Annotated in this window: 18 protein-coding genes; 12 read left to right on the forward strand and 6 right to left on the reverse strand. The window is 37.3% G+C overall.

Annotated elements, in window-relative coordinates; genetic code table 11:
* Nucleotides 1–215: 215 nt before the first annotated feature.
* Nucleotides 216–1,064 carry a DegV family protein gene (locus V7077_RS05590; protein WP_335499204.1) on the reverse strand — a complete coding sequence of 283 codons (849 nt, stop codon included), beginning with the start codon at nucleotides 1,062–1,064 and terminating at the stop codon, nucleotides 216–218.
* Between the two features lie 220 nt (nucleotides 1,065–1,284).
* On the opposite strand from V7077_RS05590, the gene hmpA reads away from it, so the two are divergent.
* The 5 genes from hmpA to V7077_RS05615 all read left to right on the forward strand — a co-directional run bounded on the left by hmpA (nucleotide 1,285) and on the right by V7077_RS05615 (nucleotide 5,860).
* Complete coding sequence (hmpA, locus tag V7077_RS05595; RefSeq protein ID WP_335499206.1) at nucleotides 1,285–2,499, forward strand: NO-inducible flavohemoprotein; 1,215 nt, start codon at nucleotides 1,285–1,287, stop codon at nucleotides 2,497–2,499.
* 169 nt (nucleotides 2,500–2,668) lie between these two features.
* Entirely contained in the window at nucleotides 2,669–3,445 is a 777-nt protein-coding gene (locus V7077_RS05600) for an SGNH/GDSL hydrolase family protein (RefSeq protein WP_335499208.1), read from the forward strand.
* A 12-nt stretch (nucleotides 3,446–3,457) separates the two neighbouring features.
* A complete protein-coding gene (locus tag V7077_RS05605) occupies nucleotides 3,458–4,372 on the forward strand; it encodes an ABC transporter ATP-binding protein (protein WP_335499210.1) in 915 nt (304 codons plus the stop codon).
* Nucleotides 4,365–5,345, forward strand: a complete 981-nt coding sequence (locus V7077_RS05610) for an ABC transporter permease (protein WP_335499212.1) — start codon at nucleotides 4,365–4,367, stop codon at nucleotides 5,343–5,345. Before V7077_RS05605 ends, V7077_RS05610 begins: the two co-directional genes overlap by 8 nt.
* 146 nt (nucleotides 5,346–5,491) lie before the next feature.
* A complete protein-coding gene (locus tag V7077_RS05615) occupies nucleotides 5,492–5,860 on the forward strand; it encodes a VOC family protein (RefSeq protein WP_335499214.1) in 369 nt (122 codons plus the stop codon).
* Nucleotides 5,861–6,011: 151 nt separating this feature from the next.
* Here V7077_RS05615 and V7077_RS05620 read toward each other — a convergent pair whose 3' ends face one another.
* On the reverse strand, nucleotides 6,012–7,244 hold the full coding sequence (locus V7077_RS05620; RefSeq protein ID WP_335499216.1) for an NAD(P)/FAD-dependent oxidoreductase: 1,233 nt from the start codon (nucleotides 7,242–7,244) through the stop codon (nucleotides 6,012–6,014).
* A gap of 262 nt (nucleotides 7,245–7,506) precedes the next feature.
* On the opposite strand from V7077_RS05620, the gene V7077_RS05625 reads away from it, so the two are divergent.
* Nucleotides 7,507–8,052 (forward strand): hypothetical protein, encoded by a 546-nt coding sequence (locus V7077_RS05625; RefSeq protein ID WP_335499218.1) that lies wholly within the window; start codon nucleotides 7,507–7,509, stop codon nucleotides 8,050–8,052.
* Between the two features lie 313 nt (nucleotides 8,053–8,365).
* Here V7077_RS05625 and V7077_RS05630 read toward each other — a convergent pair whose 3' ends face one another.
* The 3 genes from V7077_RS05630 to V7077_RS05640 all read right to left on the reverse strand — a co-directional run bounded on the left by V7077_RS05630 (nucleotide 8,366) and on the right by V7077_RS05640 (nucleotide 10,411).
* On the reverse strand, nucleotides 8,366–8,581 hold the full coding sequence (locus tag V7077_RS05630) for a twin-arginine translocase TatA/TatE family subunit (RefSeq protein ID WP_215046215.1): 216 nt from the start codon (nucleotides 8,579–8,581) through the stop codon (nucleotides 8,366–8,368).
* A gap of 82 nt (nucleotides 8,582–8,663) precedes the next feature.
* Nucleotides 8,664–9,248 (reverse strand): hypothetical protein, encoded by a 585-nt coding sequence (locus V7077_RS05635; RefSeq protein WP_335499221.1) that lies wholly within the window; start codon nucleotides 9,246–9,248, stop codon nucleotides 8,664–8,666.
* Nucleotides 9,249–9,388: 140 nt separating this feature from the next.
* On the reverse strand, nucleotides 9,389–10,411 hold the full coding sequence (locus tag V7077_RS05640) for a M42 family metallopeptidase (RefSeq protein ID WP_335499576.1): 1,023 nt from the start codon (nucleotides 10,409–10,411) through the stop codon (nucleotides 9,389–9,391).
* A gap of 274 nt (nucleotides 10,412–10,685) precedes the next feature.
* Between V7077_RS05640 and V7077_RS05645 the strand changes: the two genes are divergently transcribed.
* The 5 genes from V7077_RS05645 (at nucleotide 10,686) to V7077_RS05665 (ending at nucleotide 17,730) form a co-directional block, all read left to right on the forward strand.
* Entirely contained in the window at nucleotides 10,686–11,000 is a 315-nt protein-coding gene (locus V7077_RS05645; RefSeq protein WP_335499223.1) for a hypothetical protein, read from the forward strand.
* 467 nt (nucleotides 11,001–11,467) lie between these two features.
* A complete protein-coding gene (locus tag V7077_RS05650) occupies nucleotides 11,468–12,739 on the forward strand; it encodes an MGDG synthase family glycosyltransferase (protein ID WP_335499225.1) in 1,272 nt (423 codons plus the stop codon).
* Between the two features lie 303 nt (nucleotides 12,740–13,042).
* Entirely contained in the window at nucleotides 13,043–14,176 is a 1,134-nt protein-coding gene (locus V7077_RS05655) for an MGDG synthase family glycosyltransferase (protein WP_335499227.1), read from the forward strand.
* A 217-nt stretch (nucleotides 14,177–14,393) separates the two neighbouring features.
* Nucleotides 14,394–15,806 carry an MFS transporter gene (locus V7077_RS05660; protein WP_335499230.1) on the forward strand — a complete coding sequence of 471 codons (1,413 nt, stop codon included), beginning with the start codon at nucleotides 14,394–14,396 and terminating at the stop codon, nucleotides 15,804–15,806.
* Nucleotides 15,799–17,730, forward strand: coding sequence for an LTA synthase family protein (locus tag V7077_RS05665; protein ID WP_335499232.1), 1,932 nt, complete (start codon nucleotides 15,799–15,801; stop codon nucleotides 17,728–17,730). Before V7077_RS05660 ends, V7077_RS05665 begins: the two co-directional genes overlap by 8 nt.
* An 81-nt stretch (nucleotides 17,731–17,811) precedes the next feature.
* On the opposite strand, the gene corA is transcribed toward V7077_RS05665, so the two are convergent.
* A complete protein-coding gene (corA, locus tag V7077_RS05670; RefSeq protein WP_335499235.1) occupies nucleotides 17,812–18,768 on the reverse strand; it encodes a magnesium/cobalt transporter CorA in 957 nt (318 codons plus the stop codon).
* Between the two features lie 278 nt (nucleotides 18,769–19,046).
* Here corA and V7077_RS05675 point away from each other — a divergent pair, with 278 nt between their 5' ends.
* The gene (locus V7077_RS05675; RefSeq protein ID WP_335499238.1) at nucleotides 19,047–20,375 is read left to right on the forward strand and encodes a spore germination protein; all 1,329 of its coding nucleotides are present in this window, start codon (nucleotides 19,047–19,049) and stop codon (nucleotides 20,373–20,375) included.
* Nucleotides 20,376–20,407 lie beyond the last annotated feature (32 nt).

The raw sequence follows: 20,407 nt of genomic DNA on the forward strand, positions 1-20,407 counted from the left end.
CCTCCTCGGCGCTAAAGCGCCTGTGGGGTCTCCCCAGCCCCGTACTCCCGCAGGAGTCTTCGCCGCCTTCCGCTCCAATCAACGTGCTAAAAATCAACAACTTCCTTTAACACAGCCTTTATTTAATTTCCAGTTTAATAGTACCATAATATTACATTTTTTTATATTCAAATTGAAAAGACCCATGATTTCCATGAGTCTTACATTGCTATTTTTTACTCACATACCCACGAAAGCCCCATGGTCCCGACACCAGTATGAACACCCGCAACAGTGATAAGCATCAAAACCTCTGTTTCAATACCAGGAAAGTTTTCGTTAATGTATTTTTCAATATCTGCAGCCTTTTTCGGATCGTTCGCATGAACAACCGCCACTTTTTTTACTGTTTTTGTTTCAAGATCTTCTCTTAATTTAGAAGCCAGCCAGAACATCGCTTTTTTATCGGTACGAACCTTGTCTTTAATCTGTGCCGCACCGTCTTCTATGGCTAAAATCGGTTTTATATTAAAAAGAGAGGCCAAGATTTTTTGGCCGCCAGACACCCGGCCGCTTTTATGGAGCTGATCCAAATTCGATGGAACTAAATATAATCGTGTATTGCTGCGTAAAGCATTTAGCTGTTCAACCACTTCCTCGGTATCTACACCTTGCTCGACCAGCTCGATTCCTTTTTTTATCAAAAATGAAAGAGGATAGGAACCAATTTTAGAATCGATCGCATACAACTTGAAATCCTCCATATTAGCAGCCATAAGGGAAGACTGGTAGGTCCCCGTTAACGTACTAGAGGCATGTATGGCGATCCCAAAATCATATTCTTCTTTCAACTTTTTATAAAGTTCAACAAAATCGTTAATGGAAGGTTGAGATGACTGAAATTTTCCTTCCTCGTTTTTCATCCGCTCATAAAATTCCTGTTCCGTTATATCAATCGTTTCTTTATAAAACTCATCGTTAATGACAACGTGTAAGGGAATGACAAATATATGGTGTTTCTCAATAAATTCTTTGCTAAGAGAAGCAGTTGTGTCTGTAATCCATGCAATTTTTGCTTTACTCATATCCTTTTCCTCCGGTAAATACTTTCAATATAACTAACATTACTATATTGAAAACAGTTTCACTAGTTATATTTGTCATATAAAACTTTGAACATTTTGTGAAAATTAAGGGTGTTGTTATTTAAAAATATTAAAGTGTGATTTGAATCACTTGTTTGCGATGATTTATTTCATATAATCACTATGGATATAGTGATAACTAAATAAGGAGTGTTTCATTGTGTTAGATCAAAAAACAATCGATATTATCAAATCAACAGTACCGGTATTAGAACAGTATGGAGAAACGATTACCACTCGTTTCTATCAATTAATGTTTGGAAATCATCCCGAATTATTAAATATTTTTAATCATGCCAACCAAAAACAGGGTAGACAGCAAAAGGCTCTTGCAGGAACGGTTTATGCCGCTGCCATGTATATTGATAACCTTGCAGCCATCCTTCCAGTGGTTAAACAAATAGCCCATAAACATAGAAGTCTTGGAATTAAGCCAGAGCATTATCCTATTGTCGGAAAACACCTATTAATGGCTATTAAGGATGTACTGGGTGATGCAGCTACAGACGAAATTATCGATGCTTGGGCACAAGCTTACAATTTAATTGCTGACGCCTTTATTAGTGTGGAAGCGGAAATGTATGATGAAGCTGCACATCAACAAGGGGGCTGGAGCGGCTTCCGGAATTTTGTTGTTGATCGTAAAGTAACCGAAAGTGACGTTATTACATCTTTCTATTTAAAACCTGAAGATAAACGAGACATCGCCGGCTTCATCCCTGGTCAATATATTAGTATTAAACTAGAAATAGACGGTGAGAAGTTTACCCATATCCGTCAATACAGTCTTTCAGATGCCCCTGGCAAAGATTATTACCGCATCAGTGTTAAAAAAGAGGCTGGAACAGCAAACCCGGATGGAATGGTGTCTAATTACTTGCATGACAAGGTGAGCGAAGGAGAGATTCTTAAAGTTAGCGCACCCGCAGGTGATTTTATTCTTGATACCAACAAGACGAATCCTGTCGTGTTATTAAGTGGCGGGGTCGGCTTAACACCGATGATGAGTATGTTAAAAACAGTTGTAGAAGTGCAGCCTGGACGTCAGGTAACGTTTGTCCATGCAGCCGCAAATAGCCATGTTCATGCCCTTGGGGATGAAGTTAAAGAATTATCAAATCTTAATTATGTGAATTCATACGTGTTTTACGATGCACCTACAGATGAGGACCGTTTAAACAACCGATTTGATGTTGAAGGTTATGTCACTTGTGAGTGGCTAAAGGAAAATGTATTGACGGAGGAAGCAGACTTTTATTTCTGTGGACCAGTGCCTTTTATGAAAGCTATTAACCGTTCATTAAAAGAATTAGGTGTCAATGAAGGCCGAATTCACTTTGAGTTCTTTGGACCAATGGGGAATTTAGAAGAATAGAGTATGGATTAGCCGGTTTCCAATTTGGAGATCGGCTTATTTTTATATAAAATAAAATGTTAACAAATAATGAATTTTTTATTTTCACGAGAAAACACAGGCGTCAAAAGTTTGTTTCAATCCACAACTGTGATTAAATAATAGAAAAAGGCCAGAAAGGGTGTCACACATGGGTAAGAATGCGATCCGTTCCTTTACGGCCATTGGAGTATTATTTTGTCTCCTGTGGCTGATTGGACTTGGCTGGGCAGTAGGTCAATATTATGCTGACAAACCGGACAACGTTCCAACTCCAAAAACTGCCAGCAAAAAAGTGGAGAACAAAAAAGGTCTAACAATCGTGGCTTTAGGGGACTCGTTAACTAGGGGGACTGGTGATGAGACCGGAAAAGGGTATGTAGGGGACCTGACTGATCAAATAAAAGAAAAAACAAAAAAGCAGGTTCAGCTCACCAATTTAGGTATCAATGGGCAGACTTCCGACCAGCTTCGGAAACAGGTCCTTCAAACAGAAATCGGACGGCAAATCCAAAAAGCTGACATGGTGTTAGTAACCATTGGCGGTAATGATTTGTTTCGCGGCGGTCAAGGATTAACCGATTATTCAACAGATAATATCGCAGCCATTGAAAAAAAGTATCTAGCTAATTTAAAGTTTATCTTTGAGCAGATCCGTAAGAACAACCAAACGGCCAATGTGTTTTTCATAGGATTGTACAATCCATTTATTGAATTAAATCAGGGAAAAGAGATGTCAAAGGTGGTCCGCCATTGGAACTATGATAGTGCCGAGGTTAGCGCAGCATATCCGAAAATTGTCTTTGTGCCAACATTTGACTTGTTTGAATTAAGAGTAAATGATTATCTATATTCAGATAAGTTTCATCCGAACGCAAAAGGGTATCGTTTAATTGCAGAACGTGTAGCCTCACTGCTTACCTGGTAAGGAGAAGAAATAATGGAGAAAAAAATTACCTTAGCTGTGGAAAATTTAAAAAAAGTTATTGGAAAACGGGAAATTATTAAAGGACTGACATTTAATCTACGCGAAGGGGAAGTTTTTGGGTTTTTGGGACCCAATGGCGCAGGGAAAACGACCACCATCAGAATGCTGGTTGGGCTCATCAAACCGACAGCTGGAAACATCCAGATTTGCGGCTACAATATAGCGGATCAATTTAAAAAGGCGATGAGCAATCTCGGCTGTATTGTCGAAAACCCAGAATTATATCCTTACCTATCAGGCTATAACAACCTGCTCCATTTTGCCCGTATGCTAGATGGGATCGGCGAAGAGCGTATTAAAGAGGTCACCGAGCTGGTCGGCTTAACAGACCGGATTCACGATAAAGTGAAAACTTATTCATTGGGGATGCGGCAGCGCCTTGGAATCGCCCAAGCCCTTTTAGGACGGCCTAAGGTGTTAATTCTAGACGAACCGACAAATGGCTTAGACCCTGCGGGAATTCGGGAAATGCGCCTATTTATCCGTTTTCTGGCAGAAAAGGAAGGATTAAGCGTTCTTGTCTCAAGTCATTTATTAAGTGAAATTCAGTTGTTGTGTGATCGGGTGGCGATTATTTCAAAAGGAACGATTATAAAAATTGATACAGTCGAGCAGCTCCTTGCGAACCGTGAACGGGCTGTCTGGCGTCTATCCCCACTTGAAAAAGGAAAACAGGTATTAAGTACGCTAACGGAAATGCAAGTAAGTGATGATGGGACATTTGTAACGGAATATGATGAACAGAAGATACCGGAATGGAATAAACAGCTTGTGGCGGCAGGGGTTTCCGTCACGGAAATTAATCGAAAAATGCCTGTGTTGGAAGATCTATTCCTCGAACTAACGGGGGGTGACTCAATTGAGTAAATTAATTCAAAATGAAATGATGAAGCTGATCGCCAAGAAAAGGCTAGTGGTCATTGCCCTGATCATTGGTGTATTAGTGCTATTATTTACATATGCCCAATATAAACAAGTTCAGACCCAGCGTGAAAAATTAGGAACAAGTGATTGGCGCACGATACTCCAGCAGCAGATTGTTGATACCACCAACCGTTTAAGCAGCAGTCGATTATCGGACGAATGGAAAAAGCAGCTGCAAATCTCATTACAGCAGCAGCAATATTATCTGGATCATGATATCAATCCATCAGAGCCTGGTGCACCAACGTTTATGCGTATCTTTTTGGAGAATTCTATTGATTTATTTATCCCTTTGATGGTTATGGTTATTGCCAGTGATTTAGTTTCCTCGGAACACAGTCTGGGTTCGATTAAGCTATTGCTGACGAGGCCAGTTAAAAGGTGGAAAGTGCTATTAAGTAAGTACATCACTCTATGTTTAGCCGTATCGTTAATCATTGCCATTACAGGTATCCTATCCTACCTTATTTCTGGATTGGTCTTTGGCTATAAAGGGTGGGGGGCCCCAATCCTGACTGGATTTAACGTGACAGATACAGGATTAAATACGACAGATGTAAAACTTCTCAGCCTATGGAAATTTCTATTGATGGATTTTGGATTAGTTTGGTTTGTCGCGATTGTTGTTGGAACGTTATCGTTTATGTTGTCTGTCCTTATCCGGAGCACGGCTGCCGGGATGGGGGTTATGCTCGCAGCACTCATTTCAGGAGCAATCTTAAGCAACATGGTTTCTTCATGGGAATCCGCCAAATACTTTTTTATGGTCAATTTACGGTTAACGGATTACATGAAGGGAACAGCACCACCGATTGAGGGAATGGATCTGTCCTTTTCGATGATGGTCCTATTTATCTGGTGGGCAGTGGCTTTACTTGTTTCGTTCGCCGTATTTACAAAGAAAGATGTTTATTAGGTTGTGAAGCTATTCCTATCCTGGGAATAGCTTTATTTTATGTATTCAAAGACATTTTAGGTAAGTGAAAAGGTATTTCTTAAAATTTGATTGAATATTATTAATTTTATAAAATAGTAATGACACACGAAAAAAGGAGGGATCAAATGAATTTTGCAATAAAAAAAATTGATCATGTGCAGCTGGCAGGTCCAAAAGGGTGTGAAGTGGCCGCAAGAACATTTTTTTCAGATATCCTTGGATTACCAGAGGTTGAAAAACCAGAAGAGTTAAAAAAACGCGGCGGAGTATGGTTTGAGTTTGCAACCTTTCAGCTGCATATAGGCATAGAAGAACCATTTATACCTGCTAAAAAGGCACATCCAGCCTTAATCGTTGAAAATTTAGAAGGTTTAAAAAGCCACCTTAAAGCGCAAGAAGTTGCTTTTACAGAAGATGATAACCTCCCGGGGGCAAGGAGAATTCACGTTTTTGACCCATTTGGCAATCGTCTTGAATTTATTGAATGGGATTAAGAGAAGTCTGTAATATAAAAACCCCCTGCCCCATTAGCTGATGGGATAGGGGGGACGCCTTACTATCGGGGGATTTCAGGCAATCATTTTTGGGATGTATCAAATCAATGGCAGAGAGGAGGGGGATTCCTCTGCCAGGAAAAGAAACAAATTAATTTATCTTGCTTTTTGCAGCAGTATTAATAGGTGCACGGTCAACCCCAAAATGCTGTTTGAGGATTAAAGATGGACCGCCAAGATTAAACAGATAGCGAGCTTCAATCACTAATTTCATAAAGCCGCCAATTAAGCCGGACAAGCGGACACTGCCAACTTTTCCTACTCCTACTTTTAGCCCAATAGAGGCAACAGAGCCTTTATGATGGTATTCAAAAGCCTTCAAAGATTCTCCGCGAATGGAAGCAATAATATTCTTAGCACATACAGGTGCTTGCTGCAGGGCAACTTGGGCAGTAGGCGCTAGTGCATTCTTTTCATCCTTCATAAATAGAGAGCAATCTCCAAGACTAAAGACATTTTTCATGTTTTTAACACGAAGGTATGAATCAACCTCAATTTTTCCTCTTACAATTGGCAATCCCCAATTATGAACAATTGAATTTCCCTTAACGCCGCAAGACCAGATTAAAGTCCGGGTTGGAATGTCGATATTTGGATCTATGACAACCTTTTCAGGTGTACATTCAAGAATTTTTCTACCTGTAATCAGTTCAATATTCATCTTTTCTAAGACTTCTGTTGTATATTCAATCGATTGCTTAGGGAAGAACGGAATGACAGAAGGTGCAGCCTCAATTGCTACGATTTTTACTTTTTCAAATGGAATATTGTGTTCCGTACATAGTTTTGGGAGGCCATCTGCTAACTCTCCCAGCAGCTCGACACCAGTAAAACCGCCGCCAGCAACAACAAAAGTTAAGCGAGAAGGGTCTTGGTCCTGTTTATATAAGTTAAACTGTTTAATAATTTGATTATAAATTGCTTTTGAACTTCGAAAACTTCTAATTTGGAACGCATTTTCCTTAATACCAGGCGTTCCATATGTTTCAACCTCAAATCCAAGCGCGATTAATAGATAATCGTATTGGACGGAGTCACCGCCTTCAAGGTGTACTTCTTGTTTATGTATGTCCACGGATGAAACAGCTGCTTGCAGAAAACGAGTTTTGCTAGGATTAATTAGTTCAGGAATAGACATAGCAATTTGACGATCGGCTGCTGTCCCAACAACTGTTTTGTGAAGCTGCGTGGTAATATAGTGATATTCATGCTTATTGATCAGGGTAACATCTGCTTCTCCTGATTTTAATAGTTTCTCTAGACTTTTACTCGTGATAATTCCACCATATCCGGCACCTAGGATAACAACTTTTGGCTTATTCATTTAACTCCCCACTCCAAACCTATTTATCTATTTTTATTTGTGAATATATTCACATTTAGTTCGTTAAAAAAAGAGCAAAGCTTCTTCTTTTTTAATTGTGAAATACTTCACATTTATTTATGATTTTAGGATACGCTAATCCTAAAAAATTCTCAAGTGGTTTTTAGTTAAAAATTTGTCAGATTGGTAAATTTTTTTTGACAAAAAGGGCATGATAAATCCGTGCAAATTGAAAATTTAAGACAAATGGAGGAAAGTTAGGATGAAGTTTAAAGGATTAATTTTTACACTAGGATTATTCTTAATGCCTGCTGCTGCGCTGGCTAATGATACGATTCCTGCAAATTATGAGGCTAAACCGTGTGATTGCAAAGATGGGGAACGTCACCATATGAATCATAAAGATTGGCAGGCCATGATGGCGCAAAGAGAGCAAAAGCTACTTGGCTGGGTAAGTCAATATACCCCTGAAAAAAAGGCAGAATGGTCCAGGGTTCTCAAGGAAAAGAAAGACCTGCGTACTAAATGGATGAGCCCGGATAATTCCGCTAAACGTGAGCAATGGAAAAAAGAAAGAATCGCTAAAATGGAGGAACTGAAGAAGCAATTTGAATTAGGAAAGATTACAAAAGAGGAGTTTATGAGGCAAGCACATGGCGGGAAAGAGATGGGACATTGGAAAACCTTCCATGAACTAAGAATAGCAGTTGATAAAAAGGATAACAAACAAGCAGCGATTCTTTTAAATCAGCTGTTAGAACAAACTAAACAGCATAATAAGCTAATGAAAGAAAAACTAGCTAAGTAGAAATCAGTGAACAGGTTCCGTTTTTAACTAAAAGTATTAAAAGTCAATTCTTTTTGGAGTTGGCTTTTTTTCTTTTTGTGTATGAATACCGACACTTAAAGGGAAAATTAATAAGGATGGCAATTTCAGAGGAGGCTGAGGAGTTGAAAAGAAAAACATTGATGATGACCACTATTGGTTTAGGTGCAGCCTATTTATTACGAAATCCCAATTCGCGAAAAAAATTAATCGATCAATTCCAGGCCATAGCCAAAAAACGGTAAAACTACTAGAGGCATCCCTTGATAACACCGGAGATGCCTCTTTTAATTCCCTATTTTTTTAGATTGATTTGGTCTTTCTTTGCTTCAATAATATCCTCTTTAATTTCTTCTTTGATATCATCTGCAATTCCCTCTGTTGCTCGTTTGAATTCGCGGATCGATTTTCCGAATGCTCGTCCAATTTCAGGTAGTTTGTTCGGTCCAAAAATTACTAAAGCCACGATTAAAATTAAGATTAAGCCAGGTACACCAATGTTAGAAAACATTTTTTCATCTCCTAGTGATGAGTTGTAATTATTCAAACGCTATTATAACGTTTTTTTTTCTATTGTACTAGTGAAGAATGTTTTAAGAGAAATTCGCATGAATGAAAAATATAATCACGAACATGATGGCAAGTCTGAAATGCCATTTGCGGTCATTTCTTTTAAAACGCTTAAGACCCATATACATTAATGGGAGAAGAATAAGGACTGTCACAATACCTGAAATATAAGTGAAATCAAGCTTAAATCCCCGCATAATGGCCATATAAACATGGAGAAATACGACTCCAGTTGATAGTAATGCAATAGGAACATGCCAAGTTCGGACCAGCTTACCGACAAATTGTAAAATGGTTTTTAACTCAATTGTTCCCCATTTAATCCCTTTGATCTGTTTGTTTTTTAATAGTAGAAAAACTGGATAAATAGAGATTGCAGCATAGAAACCTATTTGTGCAATGGAACCAAACTGCTTAAATGTTCCCTTGTACTGCCGAAAATCTTGGGCCAGTAACTGCTGTTGATACAAATAAACAAACAATACTCCTGCCAAAATGACGACAACCATGATCATAAAAAATAAATTGGTTCTTCGTCTTTCTTTTGGATTAGCAATGAAATTCGCTAAGAAGCCGGTTTTTCTTTGTGAAAGGGAACCTTGTTTCATTTATATCACCCTCATTCAACTTTTCTTTGATTATAAAGGAGAAATATGAAAAATGTTCTATTTTAAGGAGAATTTAATGTAGGGGAGTTTTAAGCATCGGCCGGGTAAATACATCCGGCCGTTGTTTTATAATGACAATACTAAATAACTAAATTAGATTGAACGTAATAATATAAAAGCTTGGCCGTATTTTCAATCGAAGATACATGTGTCCGTTCAAACGCATGGGATGAGTCAATTCCAGGTCCGATTAAGCCATGAACGATATCATGTCCGGAGCGAATTGCCGCAGAAGCATCAGAACCGTAGAAGGGATAAATGTCTAGTTTGTAACCAATCTTATTTTCTTCGGCAAGACGGACCAAGTGTTTCCGTAATTCATAATGATATGGGCCGCTAGAATCCTTTGCACAAATGGAAACCGTGTATTCATCTGTGGACTGGCCATCACCCATAGCCCCCATGTCAACTGCTAAGTATTCAACTGTCTCGGGTGTAATATTGGAATTCCCGCCGTAGCCAATTTCCTCATTGTTAGAGATTAAGAAATGAGTCGTATAAGGCAAAGTAATTCCTTTGTTTTTGATTTGTTTAATCAATTGCAGCACAATTCCAACACTTGCCTTATCATCTAAATGGCGTGATTTAAGATAACCGCTCGGGGTAAGTTCTACACGCGGGTCAAATGCAACAAAATCACCAACTTCAATTCCAAGCGCACGCACTTCTTCAGCGGTATGTACTTTCTCATCAATCCGTATTTCGATATTATCTTGGTTTCGCTCGGCTTTACCTGCATCTTTATACACATGGACAGATGTTTGGTGCATCAGGATGGTTCCGGTATATTTTTTACCATTTTGCGTCTCTATTTGGCAGTATTCACCTTCGATTGAGTTGTATTTAAAACCGCCGATTAAGTCAATTTTTAATCTGCCATTTGCTTTAACTTCTTTTACCATCGCCCCAAGAGTATCCACATGGGCAGTGAGCATTCGATGTTTGCTGCTATCTTGTCCCTTTAGGGTAGCAATTAAGCCGCCTTTTCGATTCCGATATGTATCAACCTCTAACTCTTTAAGGAATTTTTCTACAAAAGTGATGACTTCTTTCGTATTTCCGGTTGGGCTTGGAATAGAGACTAAATCTGCAATTAACTTCATTGTTTCATCTGAATTTATTTCAACCACTTGAAATACCCCTTTCTTTTTTTCCTTCTCTTTTTATTATACCTAATCTTGTCTAAAGAAGTGGTTTTAAACCATTTTATGTTCAACTTTTTGTTATTTGTGCATAGGTTAACTAGGGTCGTATTTTAAAAACTTTAGGAATAAGAATAATAGAATTTGGGAATAAAGGGAATACAAAATATTGTGATAAAAAATCATGGCTTGAATCTTAATTCAACCTGCTTTATATAATAGGGAGGAGAAAAAGTTGACCAGATTAGAACTATATCATCAACAAAAAACGAAGCAGTTTTCGTGGAAGGGCCTAATTCTTTCCATAACAGTAAGTTTAATCTTAATTGCCGGTTTCTTTGTGTTTCACTATTATGATCAAAGTTCCATAAAAATTGACGCACCTTCAGAACAATTAGGAGAAAAAGTGGTGATTCACTTGCCAAATGGGCAAAAGGTCTACACCTATGATAATTTTATCGTTAAAAAAAATGGAAAGACTTATTATAAAGGGGAACGGAATACCATTGATCTAACGGGAGGCACCGTTACTTATGAGGATTGGAAGTAACTAGTTTGGAAGCATGAGCGCATGCAGCCTCGTGCTCTTTTATATTCCCTTTTTCGTTATGGACAATGTAGTCTTAAAGGATGTTAAATGGTAATCTATTAATAATCGTTGGAGTATTTTATTTTTAGCACCTCTACATACATATAAAGGATGATTATGATATGAAATACTTCGTTTGGACACTAATCATAATAGATTTACTGATCATTTTGGCTGTCATTTGTGGTGAAATATTTTTTAGTATATGATGTTTTTTTATGTCTATTAGATTACAACTGACAAAACCGCGCAGGACCTTCATGTTGAGGGTTCTTATATATGTTTCCTCAAAAAAATTTAATCTCGTTCATAGATATTCCATAAATAATTTCTTTATTATCTAAACGATTTTAACTATAATGATTCAAGATTCTTAAAAAATTTATAGCTAACTAATTAACCAAATCTTTTATCAAAAGCTTCTTCGCATGATAAATATGATTATATTTAAATTTAAAAGAAAAGTTCCTCTTGAAAGCTGTAGAAAGCTATTAACTAACATTTTCGTTCGATTGAAGTACCTTGAAAGGAATGATTCGGTGACTAAAAAAATTCTGGTGATTTCCTCTGACCACACTGGTCATGGACATAAAAGTATCGCTGAGGCTTTACATGAAAAGATCAAGATGGATACCCAAATTGATATCCAGGTGGTCGATGGTTTTGCATTGGGCGGAAAGGCTTTATTAAACATTGGTAAATCTTACGGACCGATTACTCGATATTCTGCTAAACTATGGGACATGATTTGGCATTTATCTGCAAAGCATTCCACTTTAGTGGATAAAATTATAGAAAGAATGATTAGAAGCAATTTGCTGACTTTACTAAACAAAGTAAAACCTGATTTGATTTTATCGATTCATCCCAATTTCAACGGTTCTGTGATAAATATCCTCAGAAAAGAGAACATTCACGTTCCTTTTGGCACTTTAATTGCCGATCTTGTGAATATTTATCCTTTATGGGCTGACCAACGCGTAGACTTTATCCTTAGTCCGACGGAAGAAGCCAAAGAAAAATGTATACAGTTTGGCGTTCCCGAAGAAAAAATCCATGTGGTTGGATTTCCAGTTCGGGAAAGATTTCATCGCTATTCAAACAAGCAGAGAGGTAAAATATCTACTATCAACTTTTTAATGATGAGCGGTGGGGAAGGCGTTGGCAATATGAGTGGAATGGCAGAAGAGCTGCTTGAACATTTCGATTGTACGGTAAGCATTATCGCAGGCAGAAATGAAAAGTTGAAAATGGAATTGGAATCGTCATTAAAAAAGCGTTTTGGAGACCGGGCCAAAATTTTTGGGTTTGTTAAAAATATCCAGGACTTAATGCGAGCAGCCGATATTGCGATCACTAGAGGAAGCCCAAATGTCATGTTTGAGGCAGTTGCGACAAACTTGCCTATTATTATTACAGGTGCATTACCAGGGCAAGAAAAAGATAATCCGAGGTTTGCAGAAAAGTATAATTTAGGTGTGTTTTGCCAGAACACTGAACAACTTACTTCTATAATTGAAGATCTGTTGGGAAAAGATGGAGAACGCTTATCATCTATTAAAGAATCACAAAAAAACTTTATCAATCAACAGGCAGCCGAAGATATTTTGAAATTTCTCGTCTCTGTGGAAGAACAGGAGTATATGCCTGTGAAGAAAAAAAGATTTGCCTTTGCGTTTGCGATTGCCTCAAATAAATAAAATGGATATTTTTCAGCGATAGAAAGACTAGAGTGACCATTCACTTAAGTCTTTTTTCTTTTCTGAGAGTGTTTGGTCTGAAGCTATAGACGGTCACATTCTATAAATTAATACAATTTTAATATTAAATTCCTTTTATTAAAAATGGAAAGGGTATATATTTAAGTTTAAGACTGCAATTAGGTTTACATTAAATTGGATATTTCTACCTCTTTTTCAGGTGATTAAACTATTCAGTTTTGTTATTATAGAATTATATTTTGGATTACCAGGAATATTCGGTTTTAAGTGAGGGTCATAAGTATGGTAAAAAAACTATTAATTATTTCTTCTGATAATACAGGACACGGACATAAAAGTATTACAGAATCATTGAATGAAAAACTCAAACTAGACACTAATATTGAGGTTAAAGTAGTTGACGGCTTTTCACTTGGCGGATCCTTTTTGATGAAAATTGGCAAGTCTTATGGCCCAATAACAAGAATGTCAGAGAATTTATGGAAAATGGTCTTTAATTTCTCGGCTAACAACCCAGAATTGATAAATAAATTTATAGAGAATCTAATTAAAGATACTTTTTTAAACATATTGATGGAAGAAAAACCTGATTTAATTTTATCTGTTCATCCAAATTTTAATGGCTCGATTTTAAATATTTTAGAAAAACATTCTACTAAAATACCATTTTTTGTTTTGATTGCCGATCTTGTGAACATATCCCCGCTTTGGGCCGATAAGAGAGTTGATTATACCATCTGTCCAACAATGGAAGCACGAGACAAGTGTATTGAATATGGTATACCAGTAGAGAGGCTAAAGGTGTTGGGATTTCCTGTACGCTCAAGATTTTTTAGAGACAGTACGAATAAAAAGGTTAGTTATAGCGGTGGGGAACCTTTAAAATGTTTAATCATGAGCGGCGGCGAGGGTGTGGGCAATATGTTGAATATTGCCGAATTATTACTTGATCATTTTGCTTGTCATGTAAAAATTGTGGCAGGAAGGAATAAAAAGTTAAAATCCATGTTAGAGGAATCGCTCTCAGGCAAGTATGGAGAGAAAGTGGAGATTTTTGGATTTACCGAGAATATTCAAGATCTTATGTTCGATTCCGATATCGCATTTACCAGAGGAAGCCCAAATGTTATGTTCGAGGCGATTTCTTCCAATACGCCCATTATTATAACCGGAGCATTACCTGGTCAAGAAGAGGACAATCCCTACTTTGCGGAGAGCTTAAATTTGGGAGTAATCTGTAAGGGGACCAATGAAATTAAAGGTATGATCACCGAATTACTTGCGAATGAAGCGGAGAAACTAAAAAATATTATCGATTGTCAAAAAAATTATATAAAGCCTGAAGTGGCAGATGAAATTATTCAATTCCTTTTAGAGGTAGAAAGTCGTTCTGAGAGGAAGCTGCAGCTTGCCTAATAGTTAAAAAAAGTTTTATTTTAATAAAGGCTGTGTTAAAGATTTTGTTGATTTCAGCATGTTGATTGGAGCGAAGCCGCCTTGAGCGGAAATCAACAATCAAGATTAACAGAGCCTTAATAAAAAGCAAAACTATTGGTGAGGAACGATTTGTTCCGCACCTTTTCTGTATGAGGGCAAGTCTTTTCAGTAATGGCAAACGTTGGGGGGAATGGATTTGAAAAGTAACAATGCCAAAACGCAATTCACGATAGCAGTATTTATTGCGCTGGCAGCCTTTGATAATATTATTATTGGATTATTTCCACCACTATTCAAGTTTATCGCACAGGACTTAAATGTAGATATAGCTAAATTGGGGATTGTTTCCGCTGTTAATATTATTGTAACAGCCATTTCTTCCGTTTATTGGGGGTATCTTTCTGGGAAATTTAAACGGAAACGATTGATTATCATCGGAACATTAATTTGGGTTGCAGCTGTGTTTCTAACAGCCTTAAGCAAAAGTTATATGCAACTTATCCTTTTTCAAATGGTAACGGGAATTGGTTTAGGTTGTATTGCTTCGATCGGCTTTAGTATATTAACAGATTTTATTCACTATGAAAAAAGAGGTACGGTATTGAGTCTTTGGGGCATGGCACAGGGGTTTGGGGGAATCACTGGATCGCTATTGGCTTCTTTGACTGCAACAAGCCATAGTTGGAGATGGCCCTTTGAAATCGTAGGTATTATTGGGTTTTTTCTAATTTTTTTATATCTGTTTGTAGAAGAACCATCGAGAGGCCAGTCGGACCCTGAATTGGTCAATCTTATTAAAAAGGGACAGGCCTATGATCATTTTATTGATGCAAAGCAAATCCGTTCTATTTTATTTAAAAAAAGTAATGTGTTACTATTTTTACAGGCATTTTTTATGAATATTTCAACGGGAAGTCTAATTTGGATTCCGACCTTATTTATATTTAAAATCCAGCAGCAAGGATATAGTGTCGAGACAGCCATGATCGCCTCGGGTTATCTTTACGGTATTTTTCAAATTGGTGGGATGACTTCCGCTTATTTCGGTCATCTTGGCGATAAATTTCAAAAAAATTCTTTTCAAGGGAGAGCTTTTTTTACAGCCATTTTTGTCTTCCTAACAATGCCTTTTTATATCGGAATGTTTAGTATTCCAATGAATCACTTGATCTTGCCTCATGATCATAATGCTATTTTGATTTTTGTCTATTTAATTAAACAAATCTTTCTAAATCCGTGGATTGCTTTCCTGTTTGTTATATCCTTTTTTGCTTCCGCAGCACAATCCGCTAATACACCAAACTGGCTTGCTCTCATCACTGATGTGAATCTACCTGAACACCGTGGAACAGCCTTTAGTGTTGCTAACCTCTTTAATAGTTTAGGGAGAACAATTGGGAACTTGGGATTCGGTACGCTGCTTGGAGTGATCACTGTCCATTATCAGGAACCAAATAACTATATAATGACCTTATCATTCCTGGAAGTTTTTCTTATTCCGTCTGCTTTGTGTTATTTATTTATGGCAAAAACCAATAGGTCCGATATACATAATATGAAAGAAACATTGAAGATTAGATCGAACAAAATGGAGGAGCAGCATGAGTAATCTACTACATAAAAGTCAACAAATGATGAACAGGTATTTTGGGTTTTTCTTGTTAGCTGTTTTCTTCTTATGGATTAAAACGTATTTAGCTCAATTAACCCAGTTTAAATTGGGCGTTGCTGGGCCTTTTCAGCAGTTTCTATTATTTATCAATCCTTTGGGTTCTTCCCTATTTTTTTTGGGAGTAGCCCACTTTTTTAAAGGCCGGAAAAAGTATAGTTGGCTTATGTTCATCTATTTTCTATTATCCGCCCTGTTGTACAGCAATATTTTATACTACAGATTCTTTAGTGATTATATTACTTTACCGACATTGACACAGACAAAAAATGCTGGTGAAATAGGCGGAAGTGTCATTTCTTTATTAAAACCCTATGACTTTTTATTTTTTATTGATTTTATCCTGCTGCTTGGGTTGCTTTGGTTTAAATTTGTAAAAATCGAAATGAAAGATTTGAAACGTCGGAAAGTTAGTGCATTTTATTCGTTAACCATCACGATCCTTTGTACGAATATAGGACTTGCTGAAATAGACCGCCCTGAATTATTAACCAGAGAGTTTGACCATAATTATTTAATAAAATATATAGGTTTATACAATTACTCTATTAATGATGTCGTTCAAAGCACGAAAGCATCTGCACAGAGAGTTTTGGCGGACAGCAGTGATATTACAGAAGTTTACAATTATACAAAATCCAATTATGCTGAACCAAATCCCGAATACTTTGGAAAAGGCAAGGGAATGAATGTCATCTATTATCATCTCGAATCCTTCCAGAACTTTTTGATCAATTATAAATTACATGGTGAAGAGGTAACTCCATTTTTAAATTCTTTGTCCAATGATAAAAACACTCTTTATTTTGACAATTTTTTTCATCAGACGTCACATGGAAAAACCTCTGATGCTGAATTTATGCTCGAAAATTCCTTGTATGGGCTCTCACAAGGGTCTGCTTACATGTTAAAAGGCTACAACACTTACCAAGCTGCACCTGCAATTTTAGGCCAGAAGGGGTATACCTCTGCAGTCTTTCATGGCAATTCAGGAAGCTTTTGGAACCGTAACGTCATTTATAAATCATTTGGCTATGATCAGTTTTTTGATTCTAGTTACTATGTAATGAATCCGGAAGAACTGACAGAGTACGGTTTGATGGATAAACCATTTATTAAGCAGTCCATGCCGCTTTTAAAAACTTTACCTCAGCCATTTTATACGAAACTAATAACCCTGACGAATCATTTTCCATTTCCTATCGATAAAAAAGATGCCACGATCGAACCAGCTTCAACCGGTGTCCCATCTGTTGATTCGTATTTTCAAACGGCCCGCTATGCGGATGAAGCTGTAAAGCAGTTTTTTAATGATCTCAAAGAAGCTGGACTAGCCGATCATACCATTGTTATTTTATATGGCGATCATTATGGTATTTCAAAGGAAAACAATCCAGAAATGGGGAAGGTTCTTGGGAAGGAAATAACTCCTTTTGAGAGCACCGGATTACAAAGGGTGCCTTTATTGATACACGTCCCAGGTATAAAGGGAGGAATAAACCACGAATATGGCGGGCAGATTGATGTTCTTCCAACACTTCTTCATTTGTTAGGGATTGATTCTAAAGAATATATCCAATTCGGTACCGATTTGCTGTCAACACAGCATGATGATCTGATACCTTTCCGCAATGGTGACTTTGTTAGTTCAAAAATTTCCGCGATTGAAGGAAAGTACTATGACACAGCTACAGGTCAGGAATTAGCAGAGGACCAGTTATCTGCTGCCGAGAAAGACCAGAAGATGGTGAATGAAAAGTTAATTCTATCCGATAAAGTGGTAAACGGTGATTTACTGCGGTTCTATTCTCCAAAGGGTTTTAAACCAGTAGAGCGGTCAAATTACCACTATAAAAAAGAGTGATCTGAATAAGACATTTATAGAAACAAAAAAATCCCGGCGCAGTAGTTTGCCGGGATTTTTTATGATGCTTTCTGCTTGAAATCAAAACCATCCCTTTTTCTTGAACCAGAGAAACATGGATAATCCAATGATTCCCATTAATCCAAGAGAATAGCCATAGCCATATTTCCATGACAATTCGGGCATATTTTTAAAATTCATTCCAAATATTCCTGCGATTAGGGTTAATGGTGCAAAAATAGAGGTCATGATCGTTAGAAATTTCATCACATTATTTGTTTGATGTGAATTTATTGACAGATAATTCTCCCTAATGTCCGCTGTTATTTCGCGATTCGACATGACCATATCGGACAGCTTTAAAAGATGGTCATAGATATCTGAGAAATATTCTTTCCTATTGATTATATCGCTAAGACGATGCGAGTTTAACATCCGATAAAGCAGGTCACGCATTGGATTCACCGTGTGCATTAAATTAAGTAACATATACCTTGTGTCAAACAATTCATTCAATAAATTGTTCATTGGTTTATTATAGGTGTTCTCTTCGATCTCATCTAATTTATCTTCAATACTGTTAATAATCGGAAAGTAATTATCTACAATTTTGTCTAGAATTCGATAAAACACATGTAAACTGCCAAATTTCTCAACATTATTTTGAGAAGATGCTTCATCCCAAACTTGGGAAACCTCTTTTGACGGGTTAAGCTGAAACGTCACGATAAATTTCTCGCCAACAAAAAAATCTAACTCTTCTTTTAAAATCTCATTGTCTTTCTCCCGAACAATATGGGTAACAAAAAATGTATGGTCATCATAGTAATCTAATTTGGGTCTTTGCAGGATTTTATTCAGACAATCCTCTATAGCTAGAGGATGAAAATGAAAAATATCCGATAGACATTTGCTCTCTTCATCGGTTGGGGCATTTATATCTACCCAATAGCGGCTATATTTCTCAAAATTTAGATTGTGGATGGAACTATGCTTTTCTAGAATATGTTCTTCTGTAACGCCCAAGAATCTTATCATTTTTAACATCCTTTTAACAATTAAAAATTTTTTCCTTCTCAACATCAATACACTCACTATATAGGAATGACAGGAAAAGAAAAAGATAAAATTTGTCCAATTCCAGATTTCAACTCTAAAAACAACTTTCCCAATTTGAAAGAAACATAACCAACAAAACAGTGCTCAACTAAAACTTCTAGCAAAATACCAACAGCCTGCTGTTAAATTACTTTCTAGAATAAACTGGCAATAATCGTGGGACATTAGGAAGAAAGAAGCTTGGTGAGGTACCGATAATGCCATCTAGCCAGTCAATCAAAAATCGTCTGATGGAAAGTCTATCCACTTCAGATGATGTTATTTTAAAAGAACTGCATACAAAGGATAAAAGGATCGAGGCATTATATATTAAAACGATTAGTGATGAAAAGGTCATTCATCAGAAAGTAATCGTCCCATTTTATGAAATGAAGGACTCTTGGCAATTTCTCGCTTATCTAGATTCCCATCCTGCGATAAAGCCCTTTGAAACTAAAGAAAAAACGCTTGAAGAGTTATTAAGGGGTGTGACGATCCTATTTTACTTGGATGAAGTATACCTGTTTGATAGTAAAGTGGACAGAAATAATTCTGTGTTGGATACAACTGTTGAAACCACCATCCAAGGACCGCAGTCTGGTTTTAGTGAAAGCTTACCAACCAACCTCGGGTTAATCCGCCAGCGTTACCCAGAACCAACATTACAAGTAGAATCGACTACAGTGGGCAAGATCTCAAAAACAAAGGTGATGATTGTTCATGATTCTAAACTGGCAGACCCCGACACGTTAAAGCGAATTAAGGAATTTTTAGCAGAACTTGAAGTTCAAATCTTCCAAACTGGTGAACAGCTGCTCGATTTAATTAAGAAAAACAATCGTGCGCTTATTCCTGTCATGCTTGTTACGGAGCGCCCGGATCGTGTTGTAGTGAATTTAGCAGCCGGGAAGATTATTCTGTTGATCAGCGGTACCCCTTTTGCCGTTGTTTTACCTACGGTAATGAAGGACTTTATGGCCTCGATGGAAGATATTTATCAAACATTCTGGGTGACAAAATTTCTTCAGATGCTAAGATATATCGGTTTTTTTACCAGTCTGATTCTGCCCGGATTATATGTAGCGGTTACCAGTTATAACCCAGAACTCTTTAGGGTTCAATTAGCGATAAGTATTGCTGGCAGCCGCACAGGGGTGCCGTATCCGTCTTTTGTTGAAGTAACCATTATGCTCATCATGATGGAGATGCTGACAGAGGCCAGTATCCGGCTTCCGAAAGCAATTGGACCGACTGCGACAACGGTAGGCGGCTTAATTTTAGGGCAGGCAGCAACAGAGGCCGGTCTGGTTAGTAATATTATGATTATTATCGTCTCAACCGTTGCCATCTCAAATTTTGTTGTTCCGATCAATGCTTTTAGTTTTACCCTTCGAATCATGAAATACATTGTGTTAGCCTTAGCGACGATATTTGGTTTAGTCGGAGTGGTAGTAGGATTCATGATATTAGTTGCCTATATGGTCAAGCTCGATAGCTTTGGTACTCCATTCCTAACGCTAGTTCAATCTAAGCCAAATAAAGAGTAGAAAAAAGGGAGGGGAGGGAACTGAACCGATAT

It is taken from the genome of Neobacillus vireti, assembly GCF_036962465.1.
Taxonomy (GTDB): Bacteria; Bacillota; Bacilli; order Bacillales; family Cytobacillaceae; genus Neobacillus; species Neobacillus vireti_B.

Excerpts from the sequence above, each read along its gene's own strand:
- V7077_RS05605 (WP_335499210.1), top strand. The coding sequence starts at position 3,458 with ATGGAGAAAAAAATTACCTTAGCTGTGGAAAATTTAAAAAAAGTTATT.
- V7077_RS05630 (WP_215046215.1), bottom strand. The coding sequence starts at position 8,581 with ATGTTTTCTAACATTGGTGTACCTGGCTTAATCTTAATTTTAATCGTG.
- V7077_RS05675 (WP_335499238.1), top strand. The coding sequence starts at position 19,047 with ATGCCATCTAGCCAGTCAATCAAAAATCGTCTGATGGAAAGTCTATCC.
- V7077_RS05635 (WP_335499221.1), bottom strand. The coding sequence starts at position 9,248 with ATGAAACAAGGTTCCCTTTCACAAAGAAAAACCGGCTTCTTAGCGAAT.
- V7077_RS05640 (WP_335499576.1), bottom strand. The coding sequence starts at position 10,411 with ATGAAGTTAATTGCAGATTTAGTCTCTATTCCAAGCCCAACCGGAAAT.
- V7077_RS05615 (WP_335499214.1), top strand. The coding sequence starts at position 5,492 with ATGAATTTTGCAATAAAAAAAATTGATCATGTGCAGCTGGCAGGTCCA.
- V7077_RS05665 (WP_335499232.1), top strand. The coding sequence starts at position 15,799 with ATGAGTAATCTACTACATAAAAGTCAACAAATGATGAACAGGTATTTT.
- V7077_RS05625 (WP_335499218.1), top strand. The coding sequence starts at position 7,507 with ATGAAGTTTAAAGGATTAATTTTTACACTAGGATTATTCTTAATGCCT.
- V7077_RS05590 (WP_335499204.1), bottom strand. The coding sequence starts at position 1,064 with ATGAGTAAAGCAAAAATTGCATGGATTACAGACACAACTGCTTCTCTT.
- V7077_RS05600 (WP_335499208.1), top strand. The coding sequence starts at position 2,669 with ATGGGTAAGAATGCGATCCGTTCCTTTACGGCCATTGGAGTATTATTT.
- V7077_RS05620 (WP_335499216.1), bottom strand. The coding sequence starts at position 7,244 with ATGAATAAGCCAAAAGTTGTTATCCTAGGTGCCGGATATGGTGGAATT.
- V7077_RS05650 (WP_335499225.1), top strand. The coding sequence starts at position 11,468 with ATGATAAATATGATTATATTTAAATTTAAAAGAAAAGTTCCTCTTGAA.
- corA (WP_335499235.1), bottom strand. The coding sequence starts at position 18,768 with ATGATAAGATTCTTGGGCGTTACAGAAGAACATATTCTAGAAAAGCAT.
- V7077_RS05655 (WP_335499227.1), top strand. The coding sequence starts at position 13,043 with ATGGTAAAAAAACTATTAATTATTTCTTCTGATAATACAGGACACGGA.